The sequence below is a fragment of the Arenimonas fontis genome (assembly GCF_008386465.1).
Classification (GTDB): domain Bacteria; phylum Pseudomonadota; class Gammaproteobacteria; order Xanthomonadales; family Xanthomonadaceae; genus Arenimonas; species Arenimonas fontis.
In genome coordinates, this window is sequence record NZ_VUOD01000004.1 from 140,370 (window position 1) to 161,751 (window position 21,382).

The following is a 21,382-nucleotide window of genomic DNA, read 5'->3' on the forward strand; positions in this document are numbered from 1 at the left end:
TTCAGCCTGCTTGATGGGGAGGGGCTGTGAATGAAAGGCTCAAGGAACTCGGGGTTCACCCTGATCGAACTGATGATTGTCGTGGCAATCATCGCCATCCTCGCGGCGATCGCGATTCCCGCCTATCAGGACTACAACATCCGCGCCCAGGCTGCTGCCGGCTTGGCCGAGATTTCCTCCGGCAGGAGCGCCTTCGAGTCCAAGCTCTTGGCCGAGGGCATAACGTCCTACAGCACCGCTGATATTGGATTGCCCAGCAGTACCGCCCGCTGTGCCATCTCCATAAGCCCCGGAGATTCCGGCTATATTCGCTGCCAGCTTACCGGCAATCCGATAATCTCTGGCAAAGTCGTCACCCTGCAACGCAACAGCTCCGGCCATTGGAGCTGCGTCACGGACATCGCCTCCGAGAAGCACCGGCCAGAGGGCTGCAACCCGTAACCCCTGACGGTCGTCGGCCTGTCGGTGGCCGCCTGACGAAGGGGCGGGGCAACACATCGACGGGCTCGAGTACATGTCATCAAAACCCTGGCGTCGCGTCGCAGCGCCCGCACTGCTGCTGGTGGTTATCGCCCTGAGCTTCCTTCCGGGACTGGCCGGCAGCTTCATATTCGACGACTACGCCCATATCGTCCATCAAGCCGATGTGCACATGACCTCCATCGACGCCGAGTCGGTGGAACGGGCGCTGATGTCCTTCCGTCACGGCGTCGGCAGGCCCCTCCCGATGCTGAGCTTCGCCCTGGACCACCTGGTCTGGGGGAAGGCACCGTTCGGCTACAAGCTTTCAAGCCTGGCAGTACACTTGGTGAACTCCCTGCTGGTGTTCGCATTGCTGCTGCAGGTATTCCGGATACCCCAGGCCGGCGTGCGGGCCAGCGGATGGATTGCCGCCGCCGCGGCTCTGCTCTGGGCTGTCCATCCCCTACAGGTGTCCACCGTTTTCTACGTGGTGCAGCGCATGGAGATGCTGGCGCTGCTTTTCACCCTGCTCGCGCTGCTGGCCTATGTCGGCGGACGGGTACGGCAGATGCAGGGGCGCCGCGCCTGGCCCCTGCTGGCCACCTGCCTTCCGCTGCTCGCCCTCGGGCTGGCGTGCAAGGAGACGGCCGTGCTGTTCCCTGCCTATGCACTCGCCTTGGAGCTTACCGTCCTCGGGTTCAGGGCCGAGGATGCCCGCACGTCGAGCCGCTGGAAGCTGGCCCATGCCGTCTGGGTCGCCGCCGCAGTGATCCTCGCGCTGGGTCTCGCGCCACTTTTCGTCGGTGACGAAACCTATGCCATCCGTCCCTATTCGGCCTTTGAGCGCGTCCTCACCCAACTACGGGTCGTTCCAATGTACCTGGGCTGGATCCTCCTGCCGAACCCGTCCTCCTACCTCTTCTACTACGATCAGTACGAAGCCTCGCGGGGCCTGCTCGAGCCCGCCTCCACCGTGCTCGGCGGCCTCTTCCTGCTGAGCCTGCTGGTCAGCGCCATGTGGGCCCGGAAAAAGGTCCCGATCTACAGCCTCGGCGTCCTCCTGTTCCTTTGCGCCCACCTGGTCACCAGCAGTTACCTGCCGCTGGAGCTGGTCTTCGAGCACCGGAACTACTTCGCCATCCTCGGCGTCATCCTGGCCGTCTTCGGCCTGGCCGGCCTGCTGCCGGCGAAGACCGAGGCCAGGACCCTTGCCCTCGTGACCTGCCTGGGCATCGCCGGCCTGGCCACGATCACCGCCATCCGCTCGGCCAGCTGGGGTAACCCCCTGCACCTAGCCATGGAGTTCGCGCAGCGCAACCCGAGCTCCACCCGCGCCGGCACGCAGCTGGCCGATACCTACGCCCTGATGGCCGGCGCGGACGACAGCGACCTGTTCTATACGCTGGCCGAGGCGGAGTACGAGCGGGTCTCGCTGCTTCCGGGGTCCTCGCCCATCCCCGAGCAGGGCCTGCTCATCCTGGCCGCGAAGCAGGGCAAGCCGGCCAAACCCGAGTGGTGGGAGCGCATCCTGCACAAGCTGCGCACGCAACCCATCGGGCCGCAGGAGATGAGCGTCGTCACCAGCCTCCTGGATTTCCGGGTGGGCGGAATGGCCCTGGACGACCGGCAGCTGTCGGAGGCCTACGTCATCCTGTCCACCCGGATGGCCCTGCCGCCCAGCCAGTACTTCGCCTTCGGCATGCACGCGCTGACCCGGCTGGAAGACCGGACCCTGGCCAGGCAGCTGTTTTCCCTCGCGCTCGAACATGGCGGCGACGATCCCAACTTCGCCGCCGAGCTTTCCTCCTACCTGGACGAGCAAGGCTTCCCGGAAGAAGCTTCCTGGCTCAGGGCCCAGGCCGCAACCTACCAATCCACGACCCGATGACGACATCCAGCGCATCCGCCAAACAACACCAGGGCTTCGCGTGGAGGCTTCCCCTTCTGGGCTCGGTCGCCCTCCTCGCCATCCTCGTCGCGCTGGTCTATTCGCCTGGCCTGAGTGGCGACTTCGTGTTCGACGACTTCGCCAACATCGTCGCCAACAAGAAGATCCACGCGGAAACCTTCGACTTCGAGAGCCTCGCCCGCGCCGCCTCCGCCTACCAGGGGCCCATCGGCAGGCCCCTGGCGACCATCGGCTTCGCTTTCGACTACGCCGTCGGCGGTAAGGATCCGTTCGCGTTCAAGCTGCACAGCCTGATCGTGCATCTGATCAATTCCCTGCTGGTGTTCCTGCTCTGGCGGCGTCTGCTCGCGCACGCGCCCATGATGATGGCGGGGAGGACCTGGATGCCGCTGGCCCTGGGTGCCGCCTGGGCCCTTCACCCCATCCAGGTGTCGTCGGTGCTGTATGTGGTCCAGCGCATGGAGATGCTTGCTGCGCTCTTCATCCTGCTGGGGCTGCTCGCTTACCTGCGCGGCCGCTCGCTGCAGACGGAAGGCCGGGGCGGCTGGCCATGGATCGTCCTCGCCTTCGCCTGCGCCGGCTTCGGGCTGCTGGCGAAGGAAACCGCTGGCCTCTTCCCCTTCCTCACCCTTGCCCTGGAGCTGACGATCTTGCAGTTCCGGGCTACCGATGCCCGGGTCGGACGCCTGCTGAAGCTGGGTTATGCCTGTTTCACTGTCGTCGCCGTGCTGCTGTACTTCGGTGTCATCGTCCCCCGCTACGGCAACCCGGACGCATTCACCAACCGCGACTTCTCCCTCTACGAACGCCTGCTGAGCCAGTTCCGGGTCCTGCCGACCTACATCGGGCAGATACTCCTGCCGCTGCCGGACAGCATGCCGTTCTATTACGACGACTACCCGAAATCGACCGGGTGGCTGGCCCCGCCGACGACGCTGCTGGGCGCCCTCTTCCTCGCCGCGCTTGCCTTCCTCGCCTGGACATGCCGGAAGAAGGCCGCCCTCCTCGCGCTGGGTATCATGTGGTTCTTCATCCCGCACCTGCTCACCAGCGGCGCCGTGAACCTCGAGCTCGCGTTCGAGCATCGCAACTACCTGCCGCTCCTCGGCGTCATCATCGCCGTCGCCGGCGCCGCCACGGCCCTGCCTCTGCGACCGAGCCCTGAATCCGCGGCGACCGCCGCAGGCGTGATCGTGCTGATGCTGGCCGCGCTCTGCGGCATCCGCGCAGCGACCTGGGGAGATCCCTTGGTACTGGCCATGGACATGGTCTCCAGGAACCCGAACTCCTCCCGCGCCAGCAGCGACCTCGGCGCCGTCTATGCCCGGCATGCGATGGAAAGTCCGGATTCGCCCTTCCTGGACCTGGCCCTCGCGGAGTTCGAAAGGGGCTCGCACATCCCGGGAGCTTCTCCGCTCCCGGAGCAGGGCCTGATCCTGTTGTCGGCGGGCGCTGGCCGCGAGATCCGGGATGCCTGGTGGGACCGGCTGGAAGCCAAGCTGCGAAACAACCCCATCGGCCCGCAAGAAGTGATGTCCGTCACCGGCATCCTGAACGAGCGCCTCAAGGGTCTGGACATCGACGATGCGCGGCTGGCCTCGGCCTACATGATCCTCGCCGAGCGGGGCGGCGCCACCGCCGAGGCCTACCTCGGCTTCGCCAACCACGCGGACACCTACCTGCAGGCCCCGGAACTGGCCGAACGTCTCTACGTGGCAGCCATGGCCAGCCCGACGATGACGCCGGAGTACGCCCAGCGCGTCCTCTTCTCGCTCGCCACAGAGGGGAAATCGCGCTACCTGGCAGCCGCCGCGATGGAAGCCAGGCGACGCGGCCTCGTCGCCGAGGAAACGCCCTAGCCATCGCGTTGGTGGCTTCAGCCTTCCAGCAAGGAGCGCCAGCTGCAGGCGATGCGGTCGGCGGAAAGGTAATCCCGGTAGTAAGCCAAGGCCTGCGCCGAGAGCGCCCGCAGCTTCGCCCTGTCCCCCGCCAGCTCCTCCAGGGCGCGCGCCAGCGCCGCGCCCTCTGGCGCCACGCCATGGACCGGCGGGTCGGGAATGCCCTCCGGAAGGGAGTAGCTGTCCTGCGTCACCACGGCACGTCCGGCAGCCAGGGCCAGGTACACCTTGAACGGCAGGACACGGGCAGCCTTGCCTTCGCCGCCAAAAACGCCCAGGCACAGGTCGGCGGTCGCAATGTGCCGGAGCACGCCGTCTATGGATTGCCAGCCGCGGACCCAGGTGAACTGCCCGCCGCCTTCGGCCTTCAGTTGCTCCAGGGCTTCGGCGTCCTGGCCATCGCCCACGATGGTGAACTCGAAACGATCCCTGGCGCCGGCAAGGCGCCTGATTGCGTCAGCCACCACCCGGATGCCGTGCAGCGGGACCAGGGTGCCGATGAACAGCACCTTCAGCGCACCCGTGTCCGTATCGGTCCCATTGCTGCGAGCCGGAACCTCCACGGGGTCTATTGCCAGCGGGATCGCCCTGATGCGCGAGGGAGCTATGCCGAACTCGGCGATGTACAGCTCGCGGTTTGCCACCGTGTCCACCAGCACGCAATGCGCGGCGCGCAAGGCGCGTCCCTCGAAGCGGCGCACCAGGCGGGACAGCAGGCCGGACTCCCTGCCCACGCGACGGTCACGAAACGCGGAGTCCCAGAGCGACACGTAAGCATCGGCCATCACCTTCGGCCGCAGTCGCCTGGGCACCCAGGACAACCACCACAGCAGGAAGATGGCCGGATACGGCGCGTAAATCCGCGATCGCGTTCCTGCCCGGACCAACGCCCGAAGGGCTTCGAGCGCGTTCAGGGTGCCGAGCTTCAACAGGAATGCCAGCGCAGACGCCTTCCCGCTGGCCTGGCGCCACAGCACGGTGCCCTCCGGGAGCCAGCGGGCCCGGTCGCGGACCTCCACGCCGAGATGTTCCCGCAGGATGGCGATCGTGCGGGTCGCGTTCGGATAGCCGCTGCCGCGCAATCCGGTCCCGGCAATGTGCAGGACGCGAGAGGGCTCCGTCATTGCTTTCGGGCGACCACGACGACGTTCAGCGAATTGGGTGCGTCCTCGGCGAAGACGAAGGCCTCCTCACCGAATCCGTAGTCCACGGTGGCCTGCCCCGTGGCGGTCGCGGAAACAGGTTTACCCTGGCCCTTGATCCGGTGCAGGAAATCCAGGCCGGACCGCCGGAGCGGCTCGGGCACGAACGGCAGGGTCATAGGCAGGGTCAGCCACTTCGTCCACCGGTACCGCTTCAGTTCGTGCACGGCGACGGCATCGGGCGCCCCCATCCGCAGGCGCGACTCGACGGCGAGCACCGGCGCGACCTCTTCGACCAAGCCTTCCAGCGAGTACTCGCGGAGATGCCAGCGGTTCCACGGCTTCTGGCCTGGCAGCAGGCGATGCTTCCGGTCCGGCGTGATGATGACCATGGCACCACCCGGTCGGAGCACGCGGCGGGCTTCCTGCAGGTAGCCGCGAACGTCGTGGACGTGCTCGATCACCTGGAAGGAAAGCACCGTGTCGAAAGAGGCATCGGCGAAAGGGAGCGCTTCGCTCGCCCTGATGGACCGGTAACCGAGATTGCCGGCCGAGTACCGGGTGCTGGCGAAGGCGACCGCGTCGTCGGCGATGTCCACGCCGACCGCGGAACGGGCCAGGGCCGCGATGCGGTAGGTGCCGTAGCCGCTCCCGCAGCCCAGGTCGAGCACGTCCCCGCCCCGGCAGTAGGGCTCGGCGAACGCGTAACTGGCCGCGTGCATCTGGTAAATGACGTAGGCGCCGACCGAGCCGAGGTAGGCGTCCTCGATCAATCGTTCCCCGGTTGGCTCAAGCTGCAGCTTCATCCCTGCTCCCCGCCTGCGGAAACCGCCCCCGGATGGCTACGTGGCTTGCGACGAAGATGATCGCATCCCCCATCAGCGTGACCACGCGCGCGAGAAGCACGAAGGCCAGTGCGTCCGGATCGGAAACCGTCTCCGCAAGGATCAACACCATGATGCCCTCCCGGACACCCAGGCCCGCCGGCGCGCCAGGCGCCAGGAACCCGAGCAGCCAAGATAGCGCGAATACCGCCGTGGCAACTGCCAGATCCAGCGCCGGCGGCATGCCGGCCACCCGGGCCAGCAGCCACAGGCCCAAGCCGATCAGCACATAGTTGAGCGAATAGGCCGCGAATGCAGAGAAGACGGCCTTCGGGCCCGGAAGGCCGCCCACCCGCGCCAGCGCCCGCGCGAGCCGCGACGGGCTGTTCGCCAGCCGATGCGGCGGCAGGTTGACGCTGGCAAGGATCACCACCGCCGCCGCCAGTCCCAGGCCCAGTCCCCAAAGCCAGCTCCGCGACTCCGGCGGCAACTGCGCCAGGCCGCCGGGGGAAAGCGCCAGGGCAATGAGTCCGACCAGCACGCTGGCGGCAACCGCGAGCACGTTTTCCTGCAAGACGGTAACGGTGAACACCCGCAAGCCCATGCCCGCCCGTAGCGAAAGGAAGGCGCGCCCGACATGCTGGGCGACATTGCCCGGGATGTACTTGGCCAGCTGCGGCCGCCCCAGGAGCGCCGCCAGCGGACGGACATTCCACGCCTCCCCCTGCTGCGCCAGCAGGCCCTTCCACGCCCAAGCCGTCACTGGAATGATGCAGGCGTAGAGCAAGGCAGCGACGAGCGTCATGGCCACAACCGGCAAGGTGGCGAGCTCGCGCAGCCTGGCGATGTCCAAGGCCCGGGAGGCAAACCACAGGAAGTAGGCGGCCAGCACGGCCGCGACCAACCAGCCCAGGACACGCCAGACCCACTTCATGGCTTGCTGGCCAGGACCAGGTAACCGCTGCCGAGGTCGGTACGGGCGAAGGCCGCCTGCAGGAGCATCGCCGCGCGCAGGCCAAGCCGGCCGGGAAACGTATCGAGCCGGCGGAACAGCCCGGTATCCCGGTGGTCGACACCGCTGCCGGCGGTCGCATCCTTGCGGCTGACGTCCGCAGAGCGTTCTGCCAGGAGACGGCGATAGGTCCGGACGCCCACCCACTCTGTGAGGTTGGCCAGCGGGAACCCGTAGCATTCGAAATGCTCGATCCGCAGTCCGCGCGCCGCCAGCAACCCGAGTAGGTCTTGGCGGTCGTAGCGGCGGTAGTGCCCCGCCCATTCGTCGCCGGCACTCCAGCTTCGCCGGTGGGCCGGCACGGAGAGACAGAGCAGGCCGCCGGGGCGCACCCAGGACAGCCACTGGTCGATGGCCGCGCCGTCGTCCTCGATGTGCTCGAGCACATCGAAGGCACAGGCGATATCGAACCGTTCCTCCCAGCATTCATCCGGCTGGGCCAACAGCCGCTGGCTGACGCCACTAGCCTGCGCGACTGCCCTGGCGAGGGCCAGGGCGCGCGGTGACGACTCCACTCCCGTCACTTCATGCCCTGCCCGGGAGAAGTCGGTCAGCAGCGCACCCCCGCCGCAACCGACCTCCACCATGCGCATCGGCGGCCGATTGCCCAGCAGGCGGAGGATGCGCCGCCGCCTGAGCAGGTAACGAATTGGAGGAACCCAACCTATCGATGGCGCCACCAGGCCGAACAGTGGCGACCAGCGGGCGGCGGATCGGTGCCTCGGGTCCTCGGTCATGCCTTCCCCGCGTCGCCGCCGGAATCGCCACGGTTGTACGTCAGCGAAGTGATCTGCTCGGAGATGAGCCCGATCAGGAACACGATCACCGCGGCACTGAACAGGAGCATGCTCATGTTGGTGAAGCGGTGCTGGGTCGCGAAGGTATAGGCGTAGTACGCCAGGCCGGTAAGGAAGAAGAGCGCCGCTGTGGGCAGGAACAGCTTCAGGGGCGAGTACAGCGTCGCAATCTTGAAGATGATCAGCAGGAACCTCAGCCCGTCCCGCAGCGGCCGGATATGGCTGGCCGTGCCCACGCGCCGGTCCACCCGCACCGGCACGTAGGCCACCGGGTAGGCGCTGCGGAAGAAGGCCATGGTGCTGGTGGTCGGGTAGGAGAAGCCGTTGGGCAACAGGTGCAGGAACTCGCGGAAGCGTTCCGCCCGAACCGCCCTGAATCCCGAGGTCAGATCCTCTATCCGGTGCCCGGTCATCCAGCTGGCCAGGCGGTTGTAGAAGGCATTGGCCAGACCGCGGCCAAGGTTGGCCTGGCCGCGACCGTCCCGGGCGCCCACCACCATGTCGTAACCCTCGTCCAGGCGGGCCAACAGGGCCGGAATGTGGGCGGGGTCGTGCTGGCCGTCGGCATCCATGAACACCAGCACCTCGCCGCTGGCCGCCCGGGCCCCGCGCTTGATGGCGGCGCCGTTGCCCATCGAATAGGGCGAGCTCAGCACCCGGGCGCCCAGCTCCCGGGCCACCGCGGCGGTTTCGTCGGCAGAGCCGTCGTCCACCACGATCACCTCGGCCTCCGGCAGTGTGCGGGCCAGGGCCGGCAATGTCCGGCGCAGGCCCTCGGCCTCGTTCTTTGCCGGCAGGATGACGCTGATTCGCATGCGGGCCTCATCGGGGCGGAGCCCGCCTACTTTACACACAAGGCTGCCCGGGGCACCCGGCCGGCCCCCCGGGGCTGGCCGGAAGGTCGTTTTGGGGTAGAGTTGGGGCCATGGCGCGCCCCGGGGGAGGTAGCGTGGGGGAGAAAGCGTGAACGCCAACGTGACGGCCAACTTGATGGGCATCACCGGGATCGCCCGGCGGCTGGTGCTGGACGGGCACCTGGCCGAGGCGGACGCGCGCGCCGCCATGGAGGAGGCCGGCAAGGCCCGCAAGCCGATCGCCCAATACCTGGTGGAGAAGAAGCTGGTCAGCGCGGCCCAACTGGCCGCCGCCAACGCGATCGAGTTCGGCATGCCGCTGTTCGACGCATCGGCCCTGGACCTGGCCCAGTCGGCGGTCAAGCTGGTCAGCGAGGAGCTGATCACCAAGCACCACGCCCTGCCGCTGTTCAAGCGCGGCAACCGGCTGTTCGTCGGCATCTCCGATCCCACCAACACCCGCGCCCTGGACGACATCAAGTTCGCCGCCAACCTCACCGTCGAACCGATCCTGGTGGACGACGACCGCTTGCGCCGGACCATCGAACTGGCCCTGACCGCCGGCGACAGCTTCGACCAGAACATGGAGGGCGACGAGGGCCTGGAGAACCTCGAAGCCAGCGCCGGCGACGACGAGCCGGCCGACAACCTGGCCGATGCCAAGGGCGGCGACGACACTCCGGTGGTCCGCTTCGTCAACAAGATCCTGGTGGATTCCATCAAGCGCGGCGCTTCCGACATCCATTTCGAGCCCTACGAGAACGAGTACCGGGTGCGCCTGCGCATGGACGGCATCCTGCGCACGGTGGCCAAGGCGCCGGTCAAGCTGCATCCGCGCATCACCGCCCGCCTGAAAGTGATGTCCTCGCTGGACATCGCCGAGCGCCGCCTGCCCCAGGACGGTCGCATCAAGCTGAACCTGAGCAAGACCAAGCAGATGGACTTCCGCGTGTCCACCTGCCCCACCCTGTTCGGCGAGAAGGTGGTGTTGCGCCTGCTGGACGGCGGCGCCGCCAAGCTGGGCATCGACAAGCTGGGTTACGAGGACGACCAGAAGCAGCTCTACCTGGACGCCCTCGCCAAGCCCTACGGCATGATCCTGGTCACCGGCCCCACCGGTTCGGGCAAGACGGTGTCCCTGTACACCGGCCTGAACATTCTCAACACCGAGGAGCGCAACATCAGCACCGCCGAGGATCCGGTGGAAATCCGCGTCCCCGGCATCAACCAGGTGCAGATGAACCCGAAGAAGGGCATGACCTTCGCGGCCGCTCTGCGCAGCTTCCTGCGCCAGGACCCGGACGTGATCATGGTCGGCGAGATCCGCGACCTGGAAACCGCCGAGATCGCGGTCAAGGCCGCCCAGACCGGCCACCTGGTGCTGAGCACCCTGCATACCAACGATGCCGCCCAGACGGTCAGCCGCCTGATGAACATGGGCATCGCCCCCTACAACATCACCAGCTCGGTCACCCTGGTCATCGCCCAGCGCCTGGCAAGGCGCCTGTGCAACAGCTGCAAACGGCCGATCCAGCTGCCCGAGAACGCCCTGCTGGCCGAAGGCTTCACCCCGGAAGAAATCGCCGCCGGCTTCACCGTATACGAGCCGGTCGGCTGCGACGATTGCAACGACGGCTACAAGGGGCGTGTCGGTATCTATGAAGTCATGCCCATGGCCGAGGGCATCCAGCGCATCATTCTCGAGGGCGGCAACGCGCTGCAGATCGCCGAGGCGGCCCAGGCCGCCGGCGTCCGCAACCTGCGCCAGTCGGCCCTCTGGAAGGTCAAGCAGGGCGTCACCAGCTTGGCCGAAATCAACCGCGTGACCAAGGACTAAGCCATGGCGACGACTGCTGCCGCGAAGAATCCCCCCGCTGCGCGCACCAATCCGCTCCAGCAATTCGTCTGGGAGGGCACCGACAAGCGCGGCGTCAAGATGAAGGGCGAAAGCGCCTCGAAGAACGCCAACCTGCTCAAGGCCGAACTGCGCAAGCAAGGCATCAACCCGACGGTGGTGCGGGCCAAGAGCAAGCCCCTGTTCGGCGCCGCCGGCAAGGCCATCACCTCGCAGGACATCGCCGTCTTCAGCCGGCAGATCGCCACCATGCTGCAGGCCGGCGTGCCCATGGTGCAGTCCTTCGAAATCCTGGCCAGCGGCCAGAAGAACCCGCGCATGCGGGACATGCTCAACGACATCCGCGACGCCATCGCCGGCGGCAGCTCGCTCAGCGAGGCCATGGCCCGGCATCCGGTGCAGTTCGACTCCCTGTACCGCAACCTGACCAAGGCGGGCGAGAGCGCCGGCGTGCTGGACACCATCCTGGACACGGTGGCCACCTACAAGGAACGCACCGAGGCGCTGAAGGGCAAGATCAAGAAGGCGCTGTTCTACCCGGCGGCGGTGATCGCGGTGGCCATCCTGGTCAGCGCGGTGCTGCTGATCTACGTGGTGCCGCAGTTCGAGGACGTGTTCAAGGGCTTCGGCGCCGACCTGCCGGCCTTCACCCAGATGATCGTCAACGCCTCCCGCTTCCTGACCGAATGGTGGTGGGCGGTGCTGGGCATCGTCGTCGGCGCACTGGCGGCCTTCATCTTCATCTACAAGCGATCGCCGGCGATGGAACGGGCGGTTGACCGCCTGCTGCTGAAGGTTCCGGTCATCGGCATGATCCTGCACCAGTCGGCCATCGCCCGCTTCGCCCGCACCCTCGCCCTGACCTTCAAGGCCGGCGTGCCCCTGGTCGAGGCGCTGGAAACGGTCGGTGGCGCCACCGGCTCGATCGTCTACAACGAGGCAGTGCTGCGCATCCGCGACGACGTGGCCGTGGGCTACCAGCTGAACGTCGCCATGAAACAGGTCAACCTGTTCCCGCACATGGTGGTGTCCATGACCGCCATCGGCGAGGAATCCGGCGCCCTGGACACCATGCTGCTGAAGGTGGCCGAGTTCTACGAGCAGGAAGTGAACAACTCGGTGGATGCCCTGGCCAGCCTGATCGAGCCCTTCATCATGGTGGTCATCGGTGTGTTGGTCGGCGGCATGGTGGTGGGCATGTACCTGCCCATCTTCAAGCTGGCCGCCACGGTCGGCTGAGGACAGATGCTCGACTACTGGTTCGATACGGCCGCCCGCGCGGCGGCCCTTGCCTTCGTGTTCGGCCTGGTGGCCGGCAGTTTTCTCAACGTGGTGATCCTGCGTCTGCCGCGCAGGCTGGAGTGGGACTGGCGGCGGCAGGCGCGCGAGCTGCTGGAACTCCCGGAGCAATACGACCCCGCCCCGCCCGGTATCGTCGTCGAGCGTTCGGCCTGCCCGAAATGCGGGCACAAGCTGGCACCCTGGGAGAACATCCCGCTGCTGAGCTTCCTGATGCTGCGCGGCCGCTGCCGCGGCTGCGGCACGGCCATCTCCTGGCAATACCCCTTCGTGGAACTGCTGACCGGCCTGCTGTTCGCCGCCTGCGTGCTGCGCTTCGGGCCGGGCCAGGAGGCGCTGGCGGCCGTCGTTTTCACCTGCCTGCTGATCGTCCTGGCCGGCATAGACCTGCGCACCACCCTGTTGCCGGACACCCTCAACTACGTGCTGCTCTGGCTGGGCCTGCTGCTGTCGCTGATGACGATGTTCGTGACGCCGGTGCAGGCCATCCTGGGAGCGACCGCGGGCTACCTCAGCCTGTGGAGCGTGTACTGGCTGTTCAAGCTGCTGACCGGCAAGGAAGGCATGGGCTACGGCGACTTCAAGCTGCTGGCCGCCCTGGGCGCCTGGTGCGGCCTGGCCGGCATCCTGCCGATCGTGCTGATCTCGGCCGTGGTGGGTGCGCTGATCGGCGGCGCCTGGCTGGCCCTGCGCGGCCGCGACCGGGCCACGCCGATCCCCTACGGCCCCTTCTTGGCCATCGCCGGCTGGATCCAGTTCATGTGGGGTGCGGAGATCCTGCAGGCCTACCGGGCCTGGGTCGGCCTGGGCTGAGGCCGTGGCCGACCGGGTGATCGCCGTCACCGGCGGGGTGGCCTCGGGCAAGTCGGCCGCCTGCCAGGCCTTCGCCGACCTGGGCGTGCACGTCGCCGACGCCGACCTGGCGGCGCGCGTCGTGGTCGAGCCTGGCCAGCCGGCCCTGGCCGAGGTGGTGGCCGCGTTCGGCCCGGAGGTGCTGCAGCCCGACGGCCGACTGGACCGGGCGACGATGCGCCAGCGGGTCTTCGCCGACCCGGTGGCACGCAAGCGGCTGGAGGGTCTGCTGCATCCCCGTATCCGGGAGAGGCTGAAGGTGGAGTGCGCCCAGGCCCCTGGGCCCTACGTCGTGGTGGCCATTCCGCTGCTGGCCGAGGGCGGCGGCCGTGCGGCCTACCCCTGGCTTGACCGGGTTCTGGTGGTGGACGTGCCGGAAGCCGTGCAGACGGCCCGCCTGCGGGCCCGCGACGGCATCGAGGCCGGACTTGCGCAGCGCATGATCGCCGCCCAGGCCAGCCGGGCCCAGCGCCTGGCCCTGGCCGACGACGTGATCGTCAACGACGGCTCGCCGGCAGACCTGCGGGCCGCCGTCGGACGCCTGCACGCCCGCTACCTGTCCGCGCAACGGCCAACCGCAACCCGGGCCTGAGCCCCGACTCCGAGCCCTGGGTCGGACCGGGGTTATCGGGGCCGGCTACTTCGGCCACAGGCCGCGGATCGCCGCGATGCCCTGCGCGCCGTTCCGTCGGGCCGTGGCCACGTCAGCGGGCTTCATGCCACCCAGGGCATAGATAGGCAGCGATACCTGCTCGCGCAGGGCGCGGAAACGGTCCCAGCCCAGCGGCTTGGCGCCGGGGTGGCTCTCGGTGGCCCGCACCGGACCCAGCACGACGAAATCCAGGCCCAGGCGCTCGGCCTGGGCCAGCTCGGCGGCATCGTGGCAGGACGCCGCCACGGGCAGTTGCGGCGGGAGCGGGCGCTCCGACAGCGCCATCAGTTGCGCGGCCCGCAGGTGCACGCCGGTGCCCAGGGCGGCCGCCAGTTCCGGCGAGCCGTTGAGCAGCAGTTCGGCGCCGCGCACCCGGCAACGCGCCAGGACCTCGCGGGCCAGGTTGGCGAAGCGCGCCGGGTCAAGGGACCTGGCCCGCAGCTGCACCCGCCGGACGCCGCCGGCCAGGGCCTTTTCCAGGCTGGCGAGGTAGGCAACGTGGTCCCCTTCCGGTTCGGGGGTGATCAGGTAGCGCGAGGGCGCGGTCAGCGCCGCCACCACCGGCCGGTCGGCCGGCGGCATGGGGTAGGCGGCCAGCTTCTCCGGCGGGGCCCAGGCCAGGGCCTGCTTCTCCAGGCCACGGGCGGTACCGGCAAAGGCCGGCACCTCGTACACGTCCAGGACGATGCGTTTGTCCGGATAGCGCTGGGGCACGGCAATCAGGGGCTTGGCGCCCCGGACGCGGATACCCAGTTCCTCGGCCAGCTCCCGCTCCAGAGCCTGGATCGGGCTTTCGCCAGGCTCCACCTTGCCGCCGGGGAACTCCCACAACCCGGCCAGATCGCGGCCGGCGGTGCGGCGGGCCAGCAGAACCCGGCCACGCGCGTCCCGCAGGACCGCCGCGGCCACGTGCACCGGTGGGGGAGATCGATCAGGGGGCATCCGTTCCAGGGAGCCGGCTCAGGCCAGCCGGCCGTGGCATTGCTTGTACTTCTTGCCGCTGCCGCAAGGACACGGATCGTTGCGGCCGATCTTCGGGCCCTCGCGGGTGACCGGCTGTGCGGCCAGTACGCCCTGCCCCTGCGCGGCCAGGGCCTTGGCCTGTTCGGCCTCTTCGTCGGTGCCATAGCCGCCGGTTTCCGGATGCTGGAACTGCATGCGCCGGGCGCGGGCCTCCTGACGTTGGCGCTCGGCCGCTTCCATCGCAGCCACCTCCTCCTCGCTGCGGATGCGCACCCTCGCCAGCAAGGACGTCACCTGAAACTTCACCTTGTCCAGCATCTCGGTGAACAGCTCGAAGCTTTCGCGCTTGTACTCCTGCTTGGGCTGCTTCTGGGCATAGCCGCGCAGGTGGATGCCCTGGCGCAGGTAGTCCATGCGCGCCAAGTGTTCCTTCCAGTTCTGGTCGAGCACGTTCAGCATCAGGTGCTTTTCCAGATGCCGCATCATCTCGGCGCCGAGCTGGGCCTCCTTGTCGGCGTAGAGCTTGCGGCCGGCTTCCAGCACCGCCTCCAGCACGCCGTCGGCGTCCAGCTCCTCGTTGTCGCGCAACATGCCCTGCAGATCCAGCTGCAGACCGAAGTCGTCCACGAGATTCCGCTCGAGAGCCGGCAGGTCCCATTGCTCGTCTATGGATTCCGCGGGCACGTGCCTGCGCACCACCTCGGTGAGAACATCGTCCCGGATCGCCTCGATGGCGTCGTGCACGGATTCCGACTCCAGCAGCTCGTTGCGCTGCTGGTACACGACCTTGCGCTGGTCGTTGGCGACGTCATCGAACTCCAGCAGATTCTTGCGGATGTCGAAGTTGTGCGCTTCGACCTTGCGCTGGGCGTTGGCGATCTGCTTGGTCACCAGCGCCGACTCGATGACGTCGTCCTCCTTCATGCCCATCCCGCGCATCGCCTTCTGCACCCAGTCGGAAGCGAAGATGCGCATGAGGTTGTCCTCGAGCGACAGGTAGAAGCGCGAGGAGCCCGGGTCGCCCTGGCGGCCGGAACGGCCGCGCAGCTGGTTGTCGATGCGGCGGCTTTCGTGCCGCTCGGTGCCGATGATGTGCAGGCCGCCGAGAGCCTTCACTTCCTCGTGGCGCTTCTGCCACTCGGCCTTGATCCGGGCACGGTCGGTCTCGCTGGCGCCTTCACCCAAGGCCGCCAGTTCGGCCTCGAGCGAACCGCCCAGCACGATGTCGGTGCCGCGGCCGGCCATGTTGGTGGCAATGGTCACCGCCTTCGGACGGCCGGCGTGGGCAACGATCTGCGCCTCGCGCTCGTGCTGCTTGGCGTTCAGCACCTCGTGCGGGATGCCGGCCTCGCGCAGCTTGCGCGACAGCAGTTCCGAGGTTTCGATCGAGGTGGTGCCGACCAGTACCGGCTGGCCGCGGCCATGACAGTCGCGGATATCCTCGATCACGGCGTTGAACTTCGCTTCCTTGCCCAGGTAGACCAGGTCCGGCATGTCCTTGCGGATCATCGGCCGATGCGTCGGGATCACCACCACCTCCAGGCCATAGATGGTCTGGAACTCGTAGGCTTCGGTATCGGCCGTGCCGGTCATGCCGGCCAGCTTTTCGTACATGCGGAAGTAGTTCTGGAAGGTGATCGAGGCGAGGGTCTGGTTCTCGCGCTGGATCGGCACGCCTTCCTTGGCCTCGACCGCCTGATGCAGGCCGTCGGACCAGCGGCGGCCCGGCAGGGTGCGGCCGGTGAACTCGTCGACGATGATCACCTCGCCATCGCGGACGATGTAGTCCACGTCGCGCTGGTAGATGGCATGCGCGCGCAGGGCGGCGTTGAGGTGGTGCACCACGGCCAGGTTCTGGCCGGAATACAGGCTGTCGTCGGGAGCGATGATGCCGGCCTGCTTCAGCAGTTCCTCGGCGCGCTCCATGCCCTGCTCGGACAGATGCGCCTGCTTGGACTTCTCGTCAACCCAGAAATCGCCCTCACCGTCCTCGGTTTCCTGGCGGACCAGCTTCGGCACGATCCGGTTCACCTTGACGTACAGCTCCGGCGATTCGTCGGCCGGGCCGGAGATGATCAGCGGGGTACGGGCCTCGTCGATCAGGATCGAGTCCACCTCGTCCACGATGGCGAAGAACTGGCCCCGCTGGAACCGGTCCTCCCTGGCCAGGGCCATGTTGTCGCGCAGGTAGTCGAAGCCGAATTCGTTGTTGGTGCCGTAGGTGATGTCGGCGGCGTAGGCGCCCTTCTTGTCCGCATGCGGCATGCCCGGGTAGACCACGCCGACGCTCATGCCGAGGAACTCGTACACCTTGCCCATCCAGGCGGCGTCGCGCTTGGCCAGGTAATCGTTCACCGTGACCACGTGCACGCCCTTGCCGGCCAGGGCGTTGAGATAGGTCGGCAGGGTGGCCACCAGGGTCTTGCCCTCGCCGGTGCGCATCTCGGCGATGCGTCCGGAATGCAGCACCATGCCGCCGATCAGCTGCACGTCGTAGTGACGCAGGCCCAGGACGCGGCGCGAGGCCTCCCGGCAGGCGGCGAAAGCCTCGGGCAACAGGGAATCCAGGCTGGCGCCTTCCCGCAGACGGCGGCGGAACTCGTCGGTCTTGCCGCGCAAGGCGGCGTCGTCGAGCTTCTCCATCTCCGGCTCGAGGGCATTGATTCGGGCCACGTCCTTCTGGAACTGGCGCAGCAGGCGGTCGTTACGGCTGCCGAAGATGCGGGTGAGCAGGCTGTTGAGCATGGGGAGGGCCGGTTGGAAAGGGGCTGGCGCGCCGCAGCGCGAACGAAACGGCCGCGGCTGCCCGTACTGGGCGTCGCGGCCGGCTAGTTTAACGTGGGGACGGGGGGCGGACTATCAAGCCCGCCCGCGAGGCTCAGCCGTCAGCCGCGTACCTTGTCCAGGTACTGGCGCGGATTTACATGCCGGCCGTTGAGGATGACCTCGAAATGCAGGTGCGAGCCGGTGGAACGGCCGGTGGAGCCGACCTTGGCGATCTGCTGGCCGGCCCGCACGACGTCACCCACCTTCACCAGGTTGGCCTGGTTGTGGGCGTACAGGGTCTTGTAGCCGTTGCCGTGGTCGATCTCGACGACATTGCCGTAGCCGCTGCGCCAGCCGGAGAAGCTGACCACCCCTTCGGCCGCGGCGACCACCGGATCGCCGAGGTTGGCGTCTATGTCAATGCCGCGATGGTGGGCGCGACCACGCCCGAAGGGGTCGCTGCGGGTGCCGTAATGCGAGGAGATGTATCCGGCAGCGGGCATGCCGGCCGGGGTCCGTGCCTCCTCCAGCTTCTGGTTGAACAGCAGCGCCTCGAGTACGGAGAGCTGACGCCCGGAATGATCGAACTGGGCCTGCAGGGCATCCAGGCTGGCCAGAAGGTCGCCGGCCGGAAGGTCCTCGCCGTCCTCGCCGCCACCCTGACCGGGAGGTTCGGCGAAGTTGAATTCGCCATCCTTGAGCTTGCCGACCCGGGTCAGGCGATCACCCAGGGCATTGAGGCGGTTGGCCTGGGCCTGCAGCTCACCGACCCGGGCCGCGAGCGCGTTGATCTCCAACTGGGCCTCTTCCCTGGCCTGGTCCAGCGCCTGCTGCTGCTGGTCCACCTGCGCCCTCAGCCTGGCCAGCTCGGCCCTGGCAGCGCCGTCGGCGCCGCGGCTCAGGTAGCCGATGCCGAAGCCCAGGGTCAGCAACAGCGCCAGGCCTCCCAGGGCAGCCGCCACGACCTTCGGCTGGTCGAACGAGAGCTTTTTTGGCGCCTTGAGGAAGTTTGCTGCGATGATGACATTCATCATGTCGGATCCATCCAAGCCATACGGCGGCGCCGCCCCGTCCCCCCTGCCCCGGCAGGCGCTGGAAGCGCTGTCCGGAACGGGACTGGCCGGTCTGGTCGAGCGAGCCCGTTGGCTGGCTGCGCTGGACCCGATGCTGCGCCGGAGTCTCCCCGCCACCCTGGCCGACCAGTGCCGGTTGGCCAACGTGGATGAAAACAAACTGGTTTTTCTGGTCAGCTCGCCGGTCTGGAAAGCCAAGCTGCGGCTGCATGCCGACGCCCTGCTGGACGCGGCGGCCGCGGCCGGCCTCGAGGCCAGGTCGCTGGTGGTGAAGGTGGCGCCTCCGGAACCCGTCTTCCCCACGGAATCCGGACAGCCGAAACCACTTTCCGAGGCGGTCCGCGATGCACTGCGGGCCACCGCCCACTCGGTTTCCGACCCCGGGCTCAAGGCGCAGCTTCTGAGGCTGGCGTCCTCGGGTCAAGGCGAAACCGACGGCGCATGATGCCCCGCGGCGAACGCGCGTGTCGTTAATCGGGGGTTAATATCGCGTTAAAAAGCGTGAACTGCGTCACAAAGCGCCCGCATGAGGGGCGTGACGGTGGTCTCAGACGGCCTGCGCCGGGTGGGTGTAGGAGATCGGCGCGAGGGCGGGATCCTCGAAGGTCACCTCTTCCCAGGCCGAGGCGTCGGCCAGCAGCTTGCGCAGCAGCAGGTTGTTGAGCGCGTGGCCCGACTTGTAGCCGTAGAAGGCGCCGATCAGGCTGTGGCCCAGCAGGTAGAGGTCGCCGATGGCATCCAGGATCTTGTGCTTGACGAACTCGTCCTCGTAGCGCAGGCCGTCCTCGTTGAGCACCCGGTAGTCGTCCAGGACGATGGCGTTGTCCATGGAGCCGCCCAGGGCCAGGTTGCGCTCGCGCAGGAACTCGATGTCCTTCATGAAACCGAAGGTGCGAGCCCGGCTGACCTCCTTGACGAAGGAGGTGGTCGAGAAATCGATCTCGGCGCTGGAGGTGGCCTTGTTGAAGATCGGGTGGTTGAAGTCGATGGTGAAACCGACCTTGAAGCCCTCGAAGGGCTCGAAGCGGGCCCACTTGTCGCCGTCCTCGACCTTGATCGTTTTCTTGATGCGGATGAAGCGCTTGGGCTTGTCCTGTTCCTCGATGCCCGCCGACTGCAACAGGAACACGAAGGGGCCGGCCGAGCCATCCATGATCGGCACCTCGGCCGTGGACAGGTCCACGTAGGCGTTGTCGATACCCAGCCCGGCCATGGCCGAGAGCAGGTGCTCGATGGTCATCACGCGGACATTGCCCTCCACCAGGGCGGTGCACAGGCTGGTGTCGCCCACCTTTTCGGCCTTGGCGAGGATTTCCACCGGCTGGTCGAAGTCCACGCGCCGGAACACGATGCCGGTGTCGGGCGCGGCCGGGCGCAGGGTCATGTAGACCTTCTCGCCACTGTGAAGGCCGACGCCGGTGGCGCGGATGACGTTCTTGAGGGTTCGCTGTCTGATCATTTTTATGGCGGTCTCCGGGGCAGGAGCGCGCAAATCGGGGCGACCATACCACACGGTGTGCTAAACGAAAACCTAACAATGTGGATATCGTCGCACTATTGCAACATCCGCAGCCGAAACTGAGCGTTCGTCCTTCCTGCCCATACGCCCCGGGACAAGAACGGCCCGCCGGTACCTCCGGCGGGCCAAAGCCTTGCTCCCCCTGGGGACACCCCGCCGGCCACGCCGGCAGGGGTACTGCTCCGGCCAGCGTCCCGCCGGCCGGTTCGCCGGGCTGGTCGACCCGGCCTGAGGCCCGAAACCTCAGTCCGCCTGCCGGCGCAGGAACGCCGGGATATCCAGGTAGCTGTGGTCCGAGGGCAGATCGCCCAGGGCGGTGGCCGGAGCCGCCGCCGGCTCGGTACCGCGACCGGCACGCAAGCCCATGCCGGCCGCCACGGCCGGACCGGCCGCATTGGCCATGGCGTCGGCGTCCACGAAACCGCCGGTACCGGTGCGCACCAGCTTGACCGGGGGACGCTGAACCGGCGCTTCCCGCTCCGCCGTCCGGGCCGGCTGACGCAGGGCGCCCCGGTTCAGGCCGGTGGCGACCACGGTCACCCGCACCTCGTCCTGCATGTCGGCGTCCAGCGAGGTGCCGATCACCACCGTGGCGTCCTCCGAGGCGAACTCCTCGATGGTGCGGCCGATCTCGTCGAACTCGGCCATCGTGAAATCCGGACCGGCGGTGATGTTCACCAATACGCCGTTGGCGCCGGACAGGTTGACCTCGTCCAGCAGCGGATTGCTGATCGCCGCCTCGGCCGCCGCCTGGGCGCGGTCGTCGCCGCGGGCCACGCCGGTTCCCATCATCGCCAGGCCCATCTCGCTCATCACCGTGCGCACGTCGGCGAAGTCCACGTTGATCAGGCCGGGGCTGACGATGAGGTCGGCAATGCCCTTCACGGCGCCCAGCAGGACGTCGTTGGCGGCACGGAAGGCCTGGATCATCGTCGCCTGGCGGCCGAGCACGGTGATCAGCTTCTCGTTGGGGATGGTGATCAGCGAGTCGCAGTGGTGGCTCAGCTCCTCGATGCCCTTGAGCGCCACCTGCATGCGCCGGCGGCCCTCGAACGGAAACGGCTTGGTGACCACGGCCACGGTCAGGATGCCCATCTCCTTGGCCAGCTGCGCCACCACCGGCGCCGCGCCGGTGCCGGTGCCGCCACCCATGCCGGCGGTGATGAACACCATGTCGGCGCCCTCCAGCGCATCCACGATACGCTCGCGGTCCTCCAGGGCGGCCTGGCGGCCGACCTCGGGGTTGGCGCCCGCGCCCAGGCCCTTGGTGACGTTGCCGCCAAGCTGCAGCTGCAGCTTGGCGCCGCACTGCTTGATGGCCTGGGCGTCGGTGTTGGCGGTGATGAACTCGACGCCCTCGACCCCGGCGTTGACCATGTGCGCCACGGCATTGCCGCCGCCGCCGCCCACGCCTATCACCTTGATCACCGCATTGGGTGCCAGCTTCTCGATCAGTTCGAAATGTGCCATGTCCTCGTCCTCCGTGATTCGATTCCAGGGGGTTT

18 protein-coding genes are annotated in these 21,382 nt (G+C 67.7%); 8 read left to right on the top strand and 10 right to left on the bottom strand.

Translation table 11 applies throughout. From position 1 onward, the window contains the following. Positions 1–30: 30 nt before the first annotated feature. The 3 genes from F0415_RS06640 (at position 31) to F0415_RS06650 (ending at position 4,230) form a co-directional block, all read left to right on the top strand. Complete coding sequence (locus F0415_RS06640) at positions 31–441, top strand: pilin (protein ID WP_149860421.1); 411 nt, start codon at positions 31–33, stop codon at positions 439–441. Between the two features lie 73 nt (positions 442–514). After that, entirely contained in the window at positions 515–2,350 is a 1,836-nt protein-coding gene (locus F0415_RS06645) for a hypothetical protein (protein ID WP_149860422.1), read from the top strand. Further along, a complete protein-coding gene (locus tag F0415_RS06650; protein ID WP_149860423.1) occupies positions 2,347–4,230 on the top strand; it encodes a hypothetical protein in 1,884 nt (627 codons plus the stop codon). Before F0415_RS06645 ends, F0415_RS06650 begins: the two co-directional genes overlap by 4 nt. A 17-nt stretch (positions 4,231–4,247) precedes the next feature. Here the strand turns inward: F0415_RS06650 and F0415_RS06655 are convergent, their stop codons facing one another. Genes F0415_RS06655 through F0415_RS06675 form a run of 5 tightly spaced genes read right to left on the bottom strand, consistent with a single transcriptional unit; the run spans position 4,248 to position 8,859 of the window. After that, complete coding sequence (locus tag F0415_RS06655) at positions 4,248–5,393, bottom strand: glycosyltransferase family 4 protein (RefSeq protein ID WP_149860424.1); 1,146 nt, start codon at positions 5,391–5,393, stop codon at positions 4,248–4,250. Beyond that, positions 5,390–6,217 carry a class I SAM-dependent methyltransferase gene (locus F0415_RS06660; RefSeq protein ID WP_149860425.1) on the bottom strand — a complete coding sequence of 276 codons (828 nt, stop codon included), beginning with the start codon at positions 6,215–6,217 and terminating at the stop codon, positions 5,390–5,392. Before F0415_RS06660 ends, F0415_RS06655 begins: the two co-directional genes overlap by 4 nt. Then, complete coding sequence (locus F0415_RS06665; protein ID WP_149860426.1) at positions 6,201–7,169, bottom strand: lysylphosphatidylglycerol synthase domain-containing protein; 969 nt, start codon at positions 7,167–7,169, stop codon at positions 6,201–6,203. The genes F0415_RS06660 and F0415_RS06665 overlap by 17 nt, the downstream gene beginning before the upstream one ends. After that, on the bottom strand, positions 7,166–7,984 hold the full coding sequence (locus F0415_RS06670) for a class I SAM-dependent methyltransferase (RefSeq protein ID WP_149860427.1): 819 nt from the start codon (positions 7,982–7,984) through the stop codon (positions 7,166–7,168). The genes F0415_RS06665 and F0415_RS06670 overlap by 4 nt, the downstream gene beginning before the upstream one ends. Next, positions 7,981–8,859, bottom strand: a complete 879-nt coding sequence (locus F0415_RS06675) for a glycosyltransferase family 2 protein (protein WP_149860428.1) — start codon at positions 8,857–8,859, stop codon at positions 7,981–7,983. The genes F0415_RS06670 and F0415_RS06675 overlap by 4 nt, the downstream gene beginning before the upstream one ends. Before the next feature lie 175 nt (positions 8,860–9,034). Between F0415_RS06675 and pilB the strand changes: the two genes are divergently transcribed. From pilB to coaE, 4 genes are read left to right on the top strand one after another with little or no spacing between them, the layout of a single operon-like run. Beyond that, positions 9,035–10,735 (top strand): type IV-A pilus assembly ATPase PilB, encoded by a 1,701-nt coding sequence (pilB, locus tag F0415_RS06680; protein WP_425457834.1) that lies wholly within the window; start codon positions 9,035–9,037, stop codon positions 10,733–10,735. A gap of 3 nt (positions 10,736–10,738) precedes the next feature. Next, entirely contained in the window at positions 10,739–11,992 is a 1,254-nt protein-coding gene (locus F0415_RS06685) for a type II secretion system F family protein (RefSeq protein WP_149860430.1), read from the top strand. 6 nt (positions 11,993–11,998) lie between these two features. After that, positions 11,999–12,865 (top strand): prepilin peptidase, encoded by an 867-nt coding sequence (locus tag F0415_RS06690; protein WP_149860431.1) that lies wholly within the window; start codon positions 11,999–12,001, stop codon positions 12,863–12,865. Positions 12,866–12,869: 4 nt separating this feature from the next. Beyond that, positions 12,870–13,496, top strand: coding sequence for a dephospho-CoA kinase (gene coaE / locus F0415_RS06695; RefSeq protein WP_149860432.1), 627 nt, complete (start codon positions 12,870–12,872; stop codon positions 13,494–13,496). A gap of 45 nt (positions 13,497–13,541) precedes the next feature. Here the strand turns inward: coaE and F0415_RS06700 are convergent, their stop codons facing one another. The 3 genes from F0415_RS06700 to F0415_RS06710 all read right to left on the bottom strand — a co-directional run bounded on the left by F0415_RS06700 (position 13,542) and on the right by F0415_RS06710 (position 18,316). Further along, positions 13,542–14,498 carry a Nudix family hydrolase gene (locus F0415_RS06700; protein ID WP_149860433.1) on the bottom strand — a complete coding sequence of 319 codons (957 nt, stop codon included), beginning with the start codon at positions 14,496–14,498 and terminating at the stop codon, positions 13,542–13,544. Positions 14,499–14,516: 18 nt separating this feature from the next. Then, a complete protein-coding gene (gene secA, locus F0415_RS06705) occupies positions 14,517–17,264 on the bottom strand; it encodes a preprotein translocase subunit SecA (protein ID WP_149860434.1) in 2,748 nt (915 codons plus the stop codon). A 140-nt stretch (positions 17,265–17,404) separates the two neighbouring features. Then, the gene (locus tag F0415_RS06710) at positions 17,405–18,316 is read right to left on the bottom strand and encodes a M23 family metallopeptidase (RefSeq protein ID WP_246149905.1); all 912 of its coding nucleotides are present in this window, start codon (positions 18,314–18,316) and stop codon (positions 17,405–17,407) included. Position 18,317: 1 nt separating this feature from the next. On the opposite strand from F0415_RS06710, the gene F0415_RS06715 reads away from it, so the two are divergent. Then, positions 18,318–18,803, top strand: a complete 486-nt coding sequence (locus F0415_RS06715; protein ID WP_188310315.1) for a DciA family protein — start codon at positions 18,318–18,320, stop codon at positions 18,801–18,803. Between the two features lie 102 nt (positions 18,804–18,905). Here the strand turns inward: F0415_RS06715 and lpxC are convergent, their stop codons facing one another. Further along, the gene (lpxC, locus tag F0415_RS06720) at positions 18,906–19,817 is read right to left on the bottom strand and encodes a UDP-3-O-acyl-N-acetylglucosamine deacetylase (protein ID WP_149860437.1); all 912 of its coding nucleotides are present in this window, start codon (positions 19,815–19,817) and stop codon (positions 18,906–18,908) included. A 303-nt stretch (positions 19,818–20,120) separates the two neighbouring features. After that, positions 20,121–21,347, bottom strand: coding sequence for a cell division protein FtsZ (gene ftsZ, locus F0415_RS06725; protein WP_149860438.1), 1,227 nt, complete (start codon positions 21,345–21,347; stop codon positions 20,121–20,123). Positions 21,348–21,382 lie beyond the last annotated feature (35 nt).

Bases quoted from the DNA above. Each gene is read 5' to 3' on its own strand.
- F0415_RS06640 (WP_149860421.1), top strand. From the start codon at position 31: ATGAAAGGCTCAAGGAACTCGGGGTTCACCCTGATCGAACTGATGATT.
- F0415_RS06645 (WP_149860422.1), top strand. From the start codon at position 515: ATGTCATCAAAACCCTGGCGTCGCGTCGCAGCGCCCGCACTGCTGCTG.
- F0415_RS06650 (WP_149860423.1), top strand. From the start codon at position 2,347: ATGACGACATCCAGCGCATCCGCCAAACAACACCAGGGCTTCGCGTGG.
- F0415_RS06655 (WP_149860424.1), bottom strand. From the start codon at position 5,393: ATGACGGAGCCCTCTCGCGTCCTGCACATTGCCGGGACCGGATTGCGC.
- F0415_RS06660 (WP_149860425.1), bottom strand. From the start codon at position 6,217: ATGAAGCTGCAGCTTGAGCCAACCGGGGAACGATTGATCGAGGACGCC.
- F0415_RS06665 (WP_149860426.1), bottom strand. From the start codon at position 7,169: ATGAAGTGGGTCTGGCGTGTCCTGGGCTGGTTGGTCGCGGCCGTGCTG.
- F0415_RS06670 (WP_149860427.1), bottom strand. From the start codon at position 7,984: ATGACCGAGGACCCGAGGCACCGATCCGCCGCCCGCTGGTCGCCACTG.
- F0415_RS06675 (WP_149860428.1), bottom strand. From the start codon at position 8,859: ATGCGAATCAGCGTCATCCTGCCGGCAAAGAACGAGGCCGAGGGCCTG.
- pilB (WP_425457834.1), top strand. From the start codon at position 9,035: ATGGGCATCACCGGGATCGCCCGGCGGCTGGTGCTGGACGGGCACCTG.
- F0415_RS06685 (WP_149860430.1), top strand. From the start codon at position 10,739: ATGGCGACGACTGCTGCCGCGAAGAATCCCCCCGCTGCGCGCACCAAT.
- F0415_RS06690 (WP_149860431.1), top strand. From the start codon at position 11,999: ATGCTCGACTACTGGTTCGATACGGCCGCCCGCGCGGCGGCCCTTGCC.
- F0415_RS06700 (WP_149860433.1), bottom strand. From the start codon at position 14,498: ATGCCCCCTGATCGATCTCCCCCACCGGTGCACGTGGCCGCGGCGGTC.
- secA (WP_149860434.1), bottom strand. From the start codon at position 17,264: ATGCTCAACAGCCTGCTCACCCGCATCTTCGGCAGCCGTAACGACCGC.
- F0415_RS06710 (WP_246149905.1), bottom strand. From the start codon at position 18,316: ATGAATGTCATCATCGCAGCAAACTTCCTCAAGGCGCCAAAAAAGCTC.
- F0415_RS06715 (WP_188310315.1), top strand. From the start codon at position 18,318: ATGTCGGATCCATCCAAGCCATACGGCGGCGCCGCCCCGTCCCCCCTG.
- lpxC (WP_149860437.1), bottom strand. From the start codon at position 19,817: ATGATCAGACAGCGAACCCTCAAGAACGTCATCCGCGCCACCGGCGTC.
- ftsZ (WP_149860438.1), bottom strand. From the start codon at position 21,347: ATGGCACATTTCGAACTGATCGAGAAGCTGGCACCCAATGCGGTGATC.